We start from the raw sequence: 12,809 nt of genomic DNA on the forward strand, positions 1-12,809 counted from the left end.
GTTCGTGGGGAAGGCCCCTCCGTCATCGCTCCGCGCTGCCACCTCCCCGCCACTTCGCGGCAGGGAGGAACTTCAGCCCTTGCGCCGGGCCATGAACGCCAGGCGCTCGAACAGCATGACGTCCTGCTCGTTCTTGAGCAGCGCGCCGTGGAGCGGCGGGATGGCCTTGGTCGGATCGCGGTTTTGGAGGACGTCGAGCGGCATGTCCTCGTGGAGGATCAGCTTCAGCCAGTCGAGCAGCTCGCTGGTGCTCGGCTTCTTCTTCAGCCCCGGGACGTCGCGGACGTCGTAGAAGAGGTCGAGCGCGCGGCCGACGAGGATCTTCTGGATGCCGGGGAAATGGACCTCTACGATCCGCTCCATCGTCGCCCGGTCGGGGAAGCTGATGTAGTGGAAGAAGCAGCGGCGCAGGAAGGCGTCGGGCAGCTCCTTCTCGTTGTTCGAGGTGATCACCACCACCGGCCGCTCGGCGGCCTTCACCGTCTCGCCTGTCTCGTAGACATGGAACTCCATCCGATCGAGCTCCTGAAGGAGGTCGTTCGGGAACTCGATGTCGGCCTTGTCGATCTCGTCGATCAGCAGCACCGGAAGGACAGGGGAGGTGAACGCCTCCCACAGCTTGCCCTTGCGGATGTAGTTGGAAATTTCGTGGACGCGCGGGTCGCCGAGCTGGCCGTCGCGAAGACGGGCGACCGCGTCATATTCGTAGAGGCCCTGGACCGCGCGGGTGGTCGACTTGACGTGCCACTCGATCAGCGGCGCATCGAGTGCCCTGGCGATCTCGTGCGCGAGGACGGTCTTGCCGGTGCCCGGCTCGCCCTTGACGAGCAAGGGCCGGCGCAGAGTCACGGCGGCATTGACCGCGACCTTCAGGTCGTCGGTCGCGACATAGTCGTTGGTTCCCTGGAAGCGCATGGCCGATCCCTATGGGGAGGGTCGGCCAGGCGCAAGCCGCCGCTTATTGCGGGCGGTCGCCAAAGGGCGAGGAGTCGCGCTCCTCGCGCTCGGCCCGGCCGAGGATATCGTTGCGGTCGTTGGCCTGCTGGGTAAGCAGGTCGGCCCACTGCGCGCGGGTCAGGCAGACGCGCTTGCCGAGGCGCGAGCCCACGCCCTCGTCGCGGCGACAGATGCGCTTCTCGGCCTCGCCGGTCGCCTTGCTAGTCTGCGGCGCGGCCGGAGCGGCGCTCTGCGCCTGCACGGAGGCGGGAACGGCCATCAGCAGGCCGAGAAGAAGCGGGGCAACGCGCATGAACTTAATCTCCGTTATCGACGGGGCGGAGCATTCTCCATCGGCGCGCCGCACGCAACCCGCTTTCGACCAGCGGAGCGAGGCTTAATACTCCTCGCGCGCTTCGCTTCGAGCCTCGAGCAGGTCGAACAGAGAACGGTGCTGGAGGAGCAACTGCTCCGCACCGAATCGGATCGCCCGCTCGGCCGCCACACCGTCGGCGGCAAGGGTCAGCACCGCAGTGATCGAGTCGGCGTCGGGGAGCGCGCAGGCCGGGACCTCGATCCCGACGCGAGCCGCTGCCCGGTCGAACAGCCGGCGCAGATTTTGCCAGTCCGCGACCAGCGCCGTCGCGGCGCCGAGCGCGCAGCCGTGACGCTCGGAGCGGGCGAGGGTCTCGAGCGCGTGGCGCTGGGCGAGCAGCGCCGCCTCGGTCTCGGCGGCCCCGGGGGTCGAGGGGATGGGTCCCGAGGCCGAGGTCAGGCGGACGAGATAGAGCCGCTCGCGTTCGAAGGCATTGGCGGCAAGCTCGAGCCAGTCGCGGACCGGCCCCGCCGCCGCAGCGTGGAGGGCGACATCGACGACGCTCGGCTGGCGACCATAGACGGCGCAGGCAAGGTGGACGAAATCGTCGAGGTCGCGGGCACGGTAGGGGGCGAGCGGCCCCGAAAGGTCGACCGCATGCGCGTGGGACAGGACGCCGGCAGCGTCCATCCGGGCATCATGGGCAAGCGCGGCCACGTTCGGCCGTGCGGCGACGATTTCGGCTTCCGCCGCGCCCCGCTGCCGTACCACTCCCGATTGCGCCATTATTGCTCCTTTCCCCGCGAATGTCAGGGTTCGTCGGGGTTCCTAGTGCTGGAAGCTATACCAAGGGGCGTAAAGACAGGGTTAGCGCCGCCTTAAGCTTGTGTTGCGGCATGCTGCGGCGGCGTCCACAAGGGGTTGTTCATCAAGCAGAAAGCCTCTCAAAAGTAGCTCAATCATGCCCCAAGTCGCTGATAGGGCCCAAGTTTTGTCGGCTTGCGGGCGCTCCGAGGGGAAGAGTTCATGAGAAAAGCCGTCAAGCTGGCGACGATCGGACTGGCGGCGGCTTCGCTTTCCGCCTGCGTCCAGACGCGCCAGGTCGCCGACCTCCAGTTCACCCCGCCGCAGGGCGAGTACAAGCTGCTCGTGATGCGCCCCGACGTGACCGTCGGCTCGGTCAAGGCCGGCGGTCTGACCGAGCCTCGTGCCGACTGGACCGAAGCCGCCCGAGCGAACATCCTCGCCGCGCTCCGTGCGCAGCAGGCAGGGCGGGGCGGGCAGACCCTCATCATGAACCGGCGGGACTCGCTTCCGGGGATCAGCGCCGACACAGTCGCCGAGCTCGAGCGGCTGCACAATGCGGTCGGAAGCTCGATCGCGCTGCACAAGTTCGCCGGCGCGGAGCTTCCGACCAAGCGCGGCAAGGGGCTCGACTACACGCTCGGCGAGGACGCGGTGAAGCTCGGCCGCGCGACCGGCTACGACTATGCGCTGTTCCTGCATGCCGAGGACAGCTTCGCCGACAGCGGGCGCGTGGCGATGCAGGTGCTCGGAATCGCCGGTTGTTTCGTCGGCTTCTGCGCGCCCAACATCGGTGGCGGCGGGCAGAGCGCCTACGCCAGTCTGGTCGACCTCCGCACCGGCGAGGTGGTCTGGTTCAACGTCCTCCAGGCGGGCACCCAGGTCGCCGGGATCAAGATGGGCGACCTCCGCAAGCCCGAGGGGGCGACCCAGATGGTCGACCGACTGCTCGGCCGGATGAAGCCGGGACGCGACGTCCGCCGCGCCCAGGCCGCGGCGGAGCGCGCCAAGTGAGCCTCGACTTCTCGCGCCGAGCGATGCTCGCGGGCGGCGCCGCGGCGCTGGTCGCCGGGCCGGCCTCGGCCAGGATCAGTCCCGCCAGCCTCAAGCCGCTCATCGGTCCCGGTTATCGCCCGGTCGACACCGACGAGAAGGGTCTGTGGCAGCAGATGGAGCGGGTCGAGGAGGAAGTCGCGGGATCGAACCTGCTGATCCGCGATCCGGCGCTCAATCGTTATCTTCAGGGGCTGATCGGCAAGGTCGGCGGCCCCGCGGCCAAGGACATGCGCATCTATCTCGCGCGCGTGCCTGAGTTCAACGCGATGATGTTCCCGACCGGCTTCACGGTCTTCTTCTCGGGACTCCTGCTGCGGATGCGCGACGAGGCGCAGCTCGCCGGGGTCATCGCCCACGAGAGCAGCCACTTCCTCCTCCGCCACCAGATCCGCTCGTGGCGCGACACCAAGCGCAAGAGCAACATCCTGACCGCGCTGTCGATGGCGGCGGGGATCGCCGGCGGCGCGACCGGAACCTACACCGGCGATCTCGTCCGGCTGGCCGAGCTCGGCACCATCCTGACGCTGTTTCGCTACAGCCGCCAGCTCGAGGCCGAGGCCGACGCGATGGGGGTCAAGCTCATCGCCGAGGCGGGTTATGCGCCGCTGTCGATGTCGGAGACCTGGGACCAGCTCATCACCGAACTCGAATGGTCGGCCAAGGAGCGGCGCAAGCGGGTCGATCGCGGCTACAGCCTTTTCGCGACCCATCCCGCGCCGCGCGCCCGTCTCGACGACCTGCGCATCTCGGCGCGCGAACTGACGGTCGCCGGGCGCAGCTATGACCGCGGGCGCGAGCGCTACCTCCAGGCACTGCAGCCGATCCGCCAGACTTTGTTCGACGATCAGGTCAAGCTCAACGATCCGGGCGCCAGCCAGTATATCGTCGAGACCCTCGCCAAGGACGGCTGGAACGGGACCCTGCTGTTCTACCGGGGCGAAGTGCACCGGCTGCGCAACGGGGTCGCCTACCAGCAGGCGGCGGCACAGAGCTATGCGCAGGCGGTCACCTATCCCGATGCACCGGCCGACGCGTGGCGCTGGCACGGGGTCATGCTGATGAAGCAGGGACGCGCCAGTGAAGGCCGCACCGCGCTCCAGCGCTATCTCGCAATGGCGCCCAACGCCCCCGACGCCCCGTTCGTGCGCCAGATGATCCAGAGCTAGGACCGACCTCATGATGCGACGCACCCTGCTTGCCGCCGCTGCCGCGCTGTCTCTCTCCGCCTGCTCCGGGGTCGGCGGCGGGAGCGGCTTTGGAAGCCCCTACAATCTCGTCCGGGCCGGGCAGGTGATCAACGTCGGCAACGGCGCGATGAGCGTCACGAGTCCACGCGAGTGGAACCGGGTCGAGCGGAGTGTCTTCAACGACGTCCGCTGGGTCGAGGACTGGACGCTCAACGGGCCCTATCTCGATTCGATCAGCTTCATCGCCGGGCTTCCCAACGACAAGAGGCTGATCCGGCAGGAGTATAAGGCCGACCGGCAGGTGCCGAAGTTCCGCTCGGACATGACCGCGCCCGAGATCGCGGCGTTGCTGGAGACGCTCTACCGGGTCGAGGGCGGCTCGGTCGACTTCAAGACGCTTGCGCTGGCCCCGCGCCCGTTCCTCGGAAGTCCTGGCTTCCAGTACGACTATGAGCATCTCGACGGGGACGAGGTGTGGCGCCGCGGCCGGGCGGTGGGCGCGGTGATCGACGGCAAGCTCTACCTGATGATGGTTGACGGGGCCCGAGCGCATTACTTCGGCCGCGCGCTGCCTGACTTCGAGGCGATGGTCGCGAGCGGGCGCCGCCGCCGCTAGACGCAACATTGTCACCTCGCCGGACATTGAGCCGGCGATGACCCAGCAGATCAACATGCCGAATGTCGACACCTCGACGGCGATGGAGACCATCGACGCCGCGGTCGCCGACGCGCTCGTGCCTTTTGCCGAGAATGGTGTGATCGAGGCGCTCGGCGCGGTCAGCGACCTTTCGGACCAGGAGCCGATCTACGCCGCCGCGGCGGCGACGCTGGCGACGGCCGTGCTGCTGCGCGACGGGCGGACGTGGCGGGCGGGAACGCGCATGCTCGCGGCGCATCTTCTCGCCACCGCGCTGCGCGGCGTGGTCAAGGCCGGCGTCGATCGCACGAGGCCCGATGCCGCGGTCAGGCGCGGCGAATATGTGCTCCGCAAGGGGCAGCGCCGCGACAGCGACTTCAACAGCTTTCCCTCGGGCCATACCGCAGGAGCGCTGGCGGTCGCCGTAGCTATCGGACGCGATTATCCGGCTGCTCGCGGGACCGCCCTGGCGCTCGCCGCCGGTGCGAGCGTGGCCCAGGTCGTCCGCTCCAAGCACTTCGTCTCGGACGTCCTCGTCGGCGCGGCGATCGGCCTTGCGGCCGAAGCGGCAATCAACGCCCTCGTTCGCCGCGCCGGGAAATATTAGCTGACGGGCGAGATCGGCGTGGTCGGGGTTTCAGTCCCCGGGCTGCTCGGGCTGGGCACGTCGATCGGGGCTTCGGGCGGCGGCGTTTCGGCCGGCGCATGGGTCGGCTGGCCGGGTTCGCTCGGCTGCGCCGGCTGCTCGGGTGGGGTCGGCTCGAAGCCGGGGGCGTCGTCGGGGAAGGGGGGTAGCTGTTGCATGGAGAAGGAACGCGCGTCCGAGCGGACAAGTTGCGTGGCTTGCCGAGCCCCCTGAGCCTGCTATAGGGCCGCCCCGAACGCTCGCGCGGGCGTGGCGGAATTGGTAGACGCGCTGGTTTTAGGTACCAGTATCGCAAGATGTGGGGGTTCGAGTCCCTTCGCCCGCACCACTTTCGCCTCGGCCGGAAGCGAGCAGATGATTTTCAACATCTTACCTGGGAATGTTTGACACCATGCAGAGCGTCGAGATCGAGAACGAGGGCCTGAAGCGGGCCTACCAGCTGACCTTCACGGCAGCCGAGATCGATGCGCGCATCGCCGACGAGGTGAAGCGCATGGCGCCGCAGGTGCGCATGCCCGGCTTCCGCCCCGGCAAGGTCCCCGCCAACCTCATCCGCAAGATGCACGGCGACGCGCTCCACCAGGACGCGCTCAACTCGACCATCCAGGCCGGCGTGCAGCAGCTGATGGCCGAAAAGCAGATCCGCCCGGCGATGCAGCCGCAGGTCGAGCTGACCCCCGGCTATGAGGCCGGCAAGGACGCCGAGGTCACCATCCGCCTCGAGACGCTGCCGCAGGTGCCGACTCCGCAGATCGACGGGCTCAAGCTCGAGCGGCTGGTGGTCGAGGCCGACGAAAGCGCGGTCGACGCGCAGGTCGAGCAGTTCGCCAAGGGCAACAAGCGCTTCGAGGACGCGCCCGAGGGCAAGGCCGCCGAGACCGGCGACCAGGTCGTGATCGACTTCGTCGGCAAGACCGAGGACGGGGTCGCCTTCGAGGGCGGCACCGGCACCGACATGGCGGTCGAGATCGGCTCGGGCACGCTGATCCCGGGCTTCGAGGACCAGTTGATCGGCGCCAAGGTCGGCGACGAGCGCACGCTCAACGTCAGCTTCCCCGACGATTATCCGGCCGAGAACCTCAAGGGCAAGCCGGCGACCTTCGACGTCAAGGTGACCGCGGTGAAGACCGCCGGCGAGACCAAGATCGACGACGACTTCGCCAAGCAGCTCGGGCTCCAGAGCCTCGACCAGCTCAAGGGCATCCTGCGCGACCAGCAGAGTCAGGAGCTCAACGGCCTGACCCGCACCCACATGAAGCGCCGCCTGCTCGACCACCTCGCCGGCAGCCACGATTTCGAGGTTCCGCCCTCGATGGTCGAGGCCGAGTTCGCCAACATCATGGCGCAGCTCGAGCATGAGGCTGGGCACGAGAGCGATCCGGAGGCCGCCAAGGCCGAGATCCAGAACGACTCGGCCGAGTATCGCACCATCGCCGAGCGCCGCGTGCGCCTTGGCCTGCTGCTGAGCGAGATCGGCCAGGCCAATGGCATCGAGGTCAATGCGCAGGAGATGAACCGCCTCATCGCGCAGGCGGCCCAGCAGTACCAGCCGCAGGACCGCGAGCGCTTCATCCAATATGTCCAGCAGGAGCCGATGGCGGCTGCCCAGCTGCGCGCGCCGCTCTACGAGGACAAGGTCGTCGATTTCCTCTTCACCAAGGCGGAAGTGACCGAGCGGACCGCGACCCGCGAGGAGATCGAGGCCGATCTCGAGGCCGAGGACGGCCATGTCCATGGTCCGGATTGCGGTCACAACCATGGCCATGAGGCGGCTCCGGCCAAGGCCAAGAAGTCTTCGGCCAAGGGCAAGAAGGCTGCCGCCACCGAGGAGGCTCCCGCCGCCGAGGCCGCGGAGTCCGCCGCCGAAGTGAAGCCCGCCGCCAAGAAGGCCAAGGCCGCCAAGCCTGCCAAGGGCGCGGTCGAGGCTGAGCCTGCCGAGCCGACCCTGGCCGAGCCGGTCAAGGACGGCGCCGGTGCCAAGCCGAAGAAGTCCAAGAAGGCCTCGGCGTAGAACGCTTTCGTCACCCCGGGCTTGACCCGGGGTCCCGCTTCTCCTTCTCCTGTCGAAAGGAAGAAGCGGGATCCCGGCTGGTCGGCCGGGATGACGCACGGGGGAAATCAGGATGATGGCGAACCAGCCGCGCATCGCCGTGCTGCTGCCCTGCTACAACGAGGAAGCGGCCATCGCGCAGACGGTGGCCGGTTTCCGCGCGGCCCTGCCGACCGCCATCATCTACGTCTACGACAACAACAGCCGCGACCGGACGATGGAGATCGCCCGGGTGGCGGGCGCGGTGGTCCGGTCGGAGATTGCGCAGGGCAAGGGCCACGTCGTCCGCCGGATGTTCGCCGATGTCGAGGCCGACGTCTACATCATGGCCGACGGCGACCTGACCTACGATCCGCAGGCGGCGCCCGCGATGGTCGATCTGCTCCTCACCGACCAGCTCGACATGGTCGTGGGAACCCGCCAGCACGAGGCCAAGGAAGCCTACCGTGGCGGCCACGTCCTCGGAAACAAGCTATTCACCGGGCTGCTCTCCAGCCTGTTCGGACGCAGTTTCACCGACGTCTTCAGCGGTTATCGGGTCTTCTCGAGACGCTTCGTGAAGAGCTTCCCGGTGCTGTCCGCCGGGTTCGAGATCGAGACCGAGATCAGCGTTCACGCGCTCGAGCTGAAGATGCCGGTCGGGGAAGTCTCCACCGTCTATCTCGCCCGCCCCGAGGGTTCCGCCTCCAAGCTGTCGACCTATCGCGACGGCTGGCGGATTCTCAAGGCAATGCTCAACCTGTTTCGGACCGAGCGCCCGGTGCTGTTCTTCGGCGCGGTCGGAGCGCTGCTGGTCGTCGCGGCGCTGCTGCTGTCGATCCCTCTCGTCCTCACCTACATCGATACCGGGCTGGTGCCGCGGGTCCCGACCGCGATCCTGGTCACCGGGATGGTGATCGTCGCGGTGCTCTGTTTCTTCGCCGGGCTGATCCTCGACACCGTCACCCGCGGGCGGCGCGAGATCCGGCGGCTGGCCTATCTCGGCTTTCCCGCTCCGGGGTCGGTCGGCTGATGCCCGTGCCGCCCGCCCGGCGGCTGGTGATCAAGCTCGGCTCGTCGCTGGTTGCCGGTGAGGCCGGACCCGCGCGCTTCGCCAGAGACATCGCCGCGCTCTGCGCCGAGGGTCGTCAGGTCATCCTCGTCAGTTCGGGCGCGGTGGCGCTCGGTCGGCGCCTGCTCGATCTGCCCCGCAACGCTCGCCTCGATCAGAAGCAGGCCGCGGCGGCGGCCGGACAGCCGTTGCTGATGCAGGCCTGGCGGGAGTCGCTTGCCCCGCACGGCCTGATCCCTGCGCAGTTGCTGCTGACCGCGCAGGATACCGAGCAGCGCCGCGCCTTCCTCAATGCGCGCGGGACGATCGACGCGTTGCTGAAGGCCGGCGCGATCCCGATCGTCAACGAGAATGACTCGACCGCCACCGCCGAACTCCGGGTCGGCGACAACGACCGGCTGTCGGCCCGCGTCGCCCAGCTTTCCGGCGCCGAACTGCTGGTGCTGCTGAGCGACGTCGACGGCCTTTACGAGGCCGACCCCCGACGCGTCCCCGGCGCACGCCACATCGACCGGGTGGCAGCAATCACGCCAGAGATCATGGCGCTTGCCGGCGACAGCGCGAGCGGCGGGCTCGGCACCGGCGGCATGCGGACCAAGCTCGAGGCGGCGCGGATCGCAGCGGCCGCGGGCTGCGCGACCCTGATCGGCAGCGGCGAGGGGGAGGGGGCGCTCGGGCGGCTTCTCGACGGCCTGGCGCGCGGCACGCTGGTCGAGGCGACCGGAAGCCCGGCAAGTGCCTACAAGGCGTGGATCGCCGGGACTCTTGCCCCCGCGGGTGCGCTCCGGATCGACGCGGGCGCGGCGGCGGCGCTTGCGCGGGGTAGCAGCCTGCTGCCCTCGGGGGTGCTCGCGGTCGACGGCAGCTTCGGCCGGGGTGACTGCGTCGCCCTGCTCGATCCCGCGGGGCAGGAGGTCGGGCGCGGCCTCAGCCGCTACGATGACGGGGAGACACAAAGGCTGCTCGGCGCGCGGGGCGCGGACATTGCCGGGCGGCTCGGCTATAGCCGCGGCGATGAACTCATCCACCGCGACGATCTGGTGCTGCGTTGAGCCTTGAGGCCGAGATGATGGCGCTCGGGCAGGCGGCGCGGGCCGGAGCCGAGGCGCTCCGCACCGCGACGGCCGAGCAGCGCTCCGCCGCGATCCGAGCGATGGCGGGAGAGCTTCGCGCCCATGCCGGTGAGGTGCTCGCCGCCAATGCGCGGGACCTCGCGTCGGCAACCCGGCTGCCCGACCGGCTGATGCTCGACGAGCCGCGGCTCGCGGCCATCGCGGACGCGGTCGAGACGATCGCCGGCCTTCCGGATCCAGTCGGAGTCGAGATTGCCCGTTGGGAGCGCCCCAACGGCCTCGACATCGCCCGCGTCCGCACTCCCATCGGGGTCATCGGGATGATCTACGAGGCCCGGCCCAACGTCACCGCCGACGCCGCTGCGATCTGCGTGCGCTCGGGTAACGCCGTGATCCTTCGCCCTGGCTCCGATTGCCTCGGCAGTGCCCGGGCGATCCATGCCGCGCTCGCGAGAGGGCTGGAACGGGCAGGCCTACCGGCAAGCGTGGTGCAGATCGTGCCGACCGCGGACCGCGCGGCGGTCGGTGCCTTGCTGTCGGGGCTCGGGGGCAATCTCGACCTCGTCATTCCGCGCGGCGGGCGAAGCCTGGTCGAGCGGGTGCAGGCCGAGGCACGGGTGCCGGTGCTGGGGCACCTCGAGGGCATCTGCCACACCTACGTCCATGCGGCGGCCGATCCGGCCATGGCCGCCGCCATCGTCCGCAATGCCAAGCTTCGCCGAACCTCGATCTGCGGCTCGACCGAGACGCTGCTGATCGACCGCGCGGCATTGCCGATGCTGCCGGTCATCGCCGAGGCGCTCGTGGGATGCGAACTGCGCGGTGACGGGGAGGCCGCTGCGATGGTGCCGATGCGCCTTGCGACCGAGCAGGACTGGCGCACCGAACATCTCGCGCCGATCCTCAACATCCGCACCGTAAGTGACTGGCGGGAGGCGGCGTCGCACATCGCTCGCTACGGCACTGGCCACACCGAGGCGATCGTCACCGAGGAGCGCGAGACGGCCGAGGCGTTCCTTGGCCAGGTCGACAGCGCGATCGTCCTGTGGAACGCGTCGACCCAGTTCGCCGACGGCGGCGAGTTCGGCTTTGGGGCCGAGATCGGCATCGCCACGGGCAAGCTTCACGCCCGCGGACCGGTCGGTCCCGAGCAGCTCACCAGCTTCAAATATGTGGTGCGCGGGGATGGGCAGGTGCGGCCTTGAACTTGGTCGCTCACCCGCCGATGTAGTCACCACACGTAACGACAGGATTAGTCACTTGCCCGATCATCAGGACATCGTTTCCGGCCTCGTTCCCATCGTCATCGAGCAATCGAACCGGGGCGAGCGCAGCTTCGACATCTATTCGCGGCTGCTGCGCGAGCGCATTGTCTTCATCACCGGCCCGATCGAGGATCACATGTCCTCGCTGATCGTCGCCCAGCTGCTCTTCCTCGAGTCCGAGAACCCGAAGAAGGACATCTTCATGTACATCAACTCGCCGGGCGGCGTGGTCACCAGCGGCCTCGCGATCCATGACACCATGCAGTACATCCGCCCGCGCGTCGGCACCGTCTGCATCGGCCAGGCCGCGTCGATGGGCAGCTTCCTGCTCGCCGCGGGCGAGCCCGGCATGCGCGTTGCGCTGACCAACAGCCGGATCATGATCCACCAGCCGTCGGGCGGCGCCCAGGGCATGGCGTCGGACATCGAGATCCAGGCGCGCGAGATCCTGCGCATGCGCACGCGATTGAACTCGCTCTACGCCAAGTACACCGGGCAGCCGCTCGAGCGGATCGAGAAGTCGATGGACCGCGATAGCTTCCTCGAGGCCGACGAAGCCAAGGAGTTCGGCCTGATCGACGCCGTCTTCGACAAGCGTCCCGAAGCTGGCGATTTCGAAGGCATGGGACTGACCGGACCGGACGGCACGACGCAGTCCTGATCCGGCACTGACTAGGCGGCGGAGCGCAAGGCGATTGCGCTCCGCCGTTCCATGTCTATCCTCGGCTGGATGCAGGATCGTCGTCAGGCCTTGGCCAGTATCGGGGCAGGGGCCATTGCCCTCTCGCTTCCCGCCGTCGCCGCCCAGCCGCGCATCGCAAGCCGGCGACCGCCGCGGCTTCGGTCCGGTGACACGGTCGGGCTGGTCAAGCCGGCAGGCTTCCTCGCCGACGATTTCGACCTCAAGCTGACGGTCGAGGCGATCACCGCCATGGGGCTTAAGCCGAAGCTTGCCCCGCATCTCAGCGATCGCTTCGGCTATCTCGCCGGCAAGGACCGCGATCGCGCGTCCGACCTCAATGCGATGTTCGCGGACGAGAGCGTGCGGGCGATCTTCGCGGTGCGCGGAGGGTGGGGTTCGGCGCGGATCCTTCCGTTCCTCGACTGGAATCTCATCCGCCGCAATCCCAAGCTGCTGATCGGCTTCAGCGACATCACCGCGCTTCACATGGCGATCGCCACGCGGGCAGGCTTTCCCACCATCCACGGTCCCAATGCCGGGAGCAGCTGGGGCAAGCTCTCCTACGCCGCCTTCCGCGAGCTTGCCTTCGACGGCGCGCTTCCGACCTACCGCAATCCGCCCGGCGACGACGACCGGCTCGTGCAGAAGAAGTGGCGCACCCGCACCATCCGAGCGGGCAAGGCGAGTGGGCGGCTGCTCGGCGGCAATCTGACGGTGCTGAGCTCGCTCGTCGGTACGCCCTATCTGCCCGATTTCACCGGCGCGATCCTGTTCATCGAAGATGTCGACGAAGCCGAGTATCGGATCGACAGAATGCTGACCCAGCTCGGGCTTGCAGGCATCCTCGGCAAGCTTGCCGGCGTGGTCTTCGGCCAGTGCACCGAATGCCAGGGGGAGGGCCCCTCCTATGGCGGCTTCACGCTCGGCGAAGTGTTGAGGCAGCATATCGAGCCACTGGGCATCCCGGCTTACCAGGGAGCCCTTTTCGGGCATATCGACGACCAGTTCAGCCTTCCCGTCGGCTGCCGGGCCGAGATCGATGCCGAGCAGGGCACCATCCGTCTGGTCGAGTCCCCGGTCGCGTGAAGCGCGGCCTGGCCCTCGCA

The 12,809-nt window shown here is 68.5% G+C and carries 14 protein-coding genes and 1 tRNA gene; 11 read left to right on the forward strand and 4 right to left on the reverse strand.

From position 1 onward, the window contains the following. Positions 1 to 72: 72 nt before the first annotated feature. From ABD727_RS07105 to ABD727_RS07115, 3 genes are all read right to left on the reverse strand, one after another. Complete coding sequence (locus ABD727_RS07105; RefSeq protein WP_344706692.1) at positions 73 to 915, reverse strand: AAA family ATPase; 843 nt, start codon at positions 913 to 915, stop codon at positions 73 to 75. Positions 916 to 958: 43 nt separating this feature from the next. Next, complete coding sequence (locus tag ABD727_RS07110) at positions 959 to 1,249, reverse strand: hypothetical protein (RefSeq protein ID WP_344706693.1); 291 nt, start codon at positions 1,247 to 1,249, stop codon at positions 959 to 961. An 84-nt stretch (positions 1,250 to 1,333) separates the two neighbouring features. Next, the gene (locus ABD727_RS07115) at positions 1,334 to 2,038 is read right to left on the reverse strand and encodes a DUF6975 family protein (RefSeq protein WP_344706694.1); all 705 of its coding nucleotides are present in this window, start codon (positions 2,036 to 2,038) and stop codon (positions 1,334 to 1,336) included. Positions 2,039 to 2,278: 240 nt separating this feature from the next. Here ABD727_RS07115 and ABD727_RS07120 point away from each other — a divergent pair, with 240 nt between their 5' ends. The 4 genes from ABD727_RS07120 to ABD727_RS07135 are packed head-to-tail and all read left to right on the forward strand — an operon-like array spanning position 2,279 to position 5,543. Next, positions 2,279 to 3,070 (forward strand): hypothetical protein, encoded by a 792-nt coding sequence (locus tag ABD727_RS07120; protein ID WP_344706695.1) that lies wholly within the window; start codon positions 2,279 to 2,281, stop codon positions 3,068 to 3,070. After that, entirely contained in the window at positions 3,067 to 4,278 is a 1,212-nt protein-coding gene (locus ABD727_RS07125; protein WP_344706696.1) for a M48 family metallopeptidase, read from the forward strand. Before ABD727_RS07120 ends, ABD727_RS07125 begins: the two co-directional genes overlap by 4 nt. Positions 4,279 to 4,288: 10 nt before the next feature. Further along, entirely contained in the window at positions 4,289 to 4,915 is a 627-nt protein-coding gene (locus ABD727_RS07130) for a hypothetical protein (protein ID WP_344706697.1), read from the forward strand. Between the two features lie 37 nt (positions 4,916 to 4,952). Next, on the forward strand, positions 4,953 to 5,543 hold the full coding sequence (locus ABD727_RS07135) for a phosphatase PAP2 family protein (RefSeq protein WP_344706698.1): 591 nt from the start codon (positions 4,953 to 4,955) through the stop codon (positions 5,541 to 5,543). Here the strand turns inward: ABD727_RS07135 and ABD727_RS07140 are convergent. Then, positions 5,540 to 5,740 (reverse strand): hypothetical protein, encoded by a 201-nt coding sequence (locus tag ABD727_RS07140; protein WP_344706699.1) that lies wholly within the window; start codon positions 5,738 to 5,740, stop codon positions 5,540 to 5,542. The two genes, ABD727_RS07135 and ABD727_RS07140, sit on opposite strands and share 4 nt — an antisense overlap. 85 nt (positions 5,741 to 5,825) lie before the next feature. On the opposite strand from ABD727_RS07140, the gene ABD727_RS07145 reads away from it, so the two are divergent. The 7 genes from ABD727_RS07145 to ABD727_RS07175 all read left to right on the forward strand — a co-directional run bounded on the left by ABD727_RS07145 (position 5,826) and on the right by ABD727_RS07175 (position 12,789). Next, a tRNA-Leu gene (locus tag ABD727_RS07145) sits at positions 5,826 to 5,910 on the forward strand. Between the two features lie 63 nt (positions 5,911 to 5,973). Continuing rightward, positions 5,974 to 7,593: a trigger factor gene (gene tig / locus ABD727_RS07150; protein WP_344708037.1), complete on the forward strand. Its 1,620-nt coding sequence runs from the start codon at positions 5,974 to 5,976 to the stop codon at positions 7,591 to 7,593. Between the two features lie 112 nt (positions 7,594 to 7,705). Beyond that, positions 7,706 to 8,644, forward strand: a complete 939-nt coding sequence (locus ABD727_RS07155; RefSeq protein WP_344706700.1) for a glycosyltransferase family 2 protein — start codon at positions 7,706 to 7,708, stop codon at positions 8,642 to 8,644. After that, the gene (gene proB / locus ABD727_RS07160; protein WP_344706701.1) at positions 8,644 to 9,735 is read left to right on the forward strand and encodes a glutamate 5-kinase; all 1,092 of its coding nucleotides are present in this window, start codon (positions 8,644 to 8,646) and stop codon (positions 9,733 to 9,735) included. The genes ABD727_RS07155 and proB overlap by 1 nt, the downstream gene beginning before the upstream one ends. Beyond that, positions 9,732 to 10,961: a glutamate-5-semialdehyde dehydrogenase gene (locus tag ABD727_RS07165; RefSeq protein ID WP_344706702.1), complete on the forward strand. Its 1,230-nt coding sequence runs from the start codon at positions 9,732 to 9,734 to the stop codon at positions 10,959 to 10,961. The genes proB and ABD727_RS07165 overlap by 4 nt, the downstream gene beginning before the upstream one ends. A gap of 55 nt (positions 10,962 to 11,016) precedes the next feature. Continuing rightward, a complete protein-coding gene (gene clpP, locus ABD727_RS07170; protein ID WP_425566768.1) occupies positions 11,017 to 11,682 on the forward strand; it encodes an ATP-dependent Clp endopeptidase proteolytic subunit ClpP in 666 nt (221 codons plus the stop codon). A gap of 69 nt (positions 11,683 to 11,751) precedes the next feature. Further along, entirely contained in the window at positions 11,752 to 12,789 is a 1,038-nt protein-coding gene (locus ABD727_RS07175) for a S66 peptidase family protein (RefSeq protein WP_344706703.1), read from the forward strand. Positions 12,790 to 12,809: the final 20 nt, after the last annotated feature.

This window comes from Sphingomonas swuensis (genome assembly GCF_039538045.1).
Classification (GTDB): Bacteria; Pseudomonadota; Alphaproteobacteria; order Sphingomonadales; family Sphingomonadaceae; genus Sphingomicrobium; species Sphingomicrobium swuense.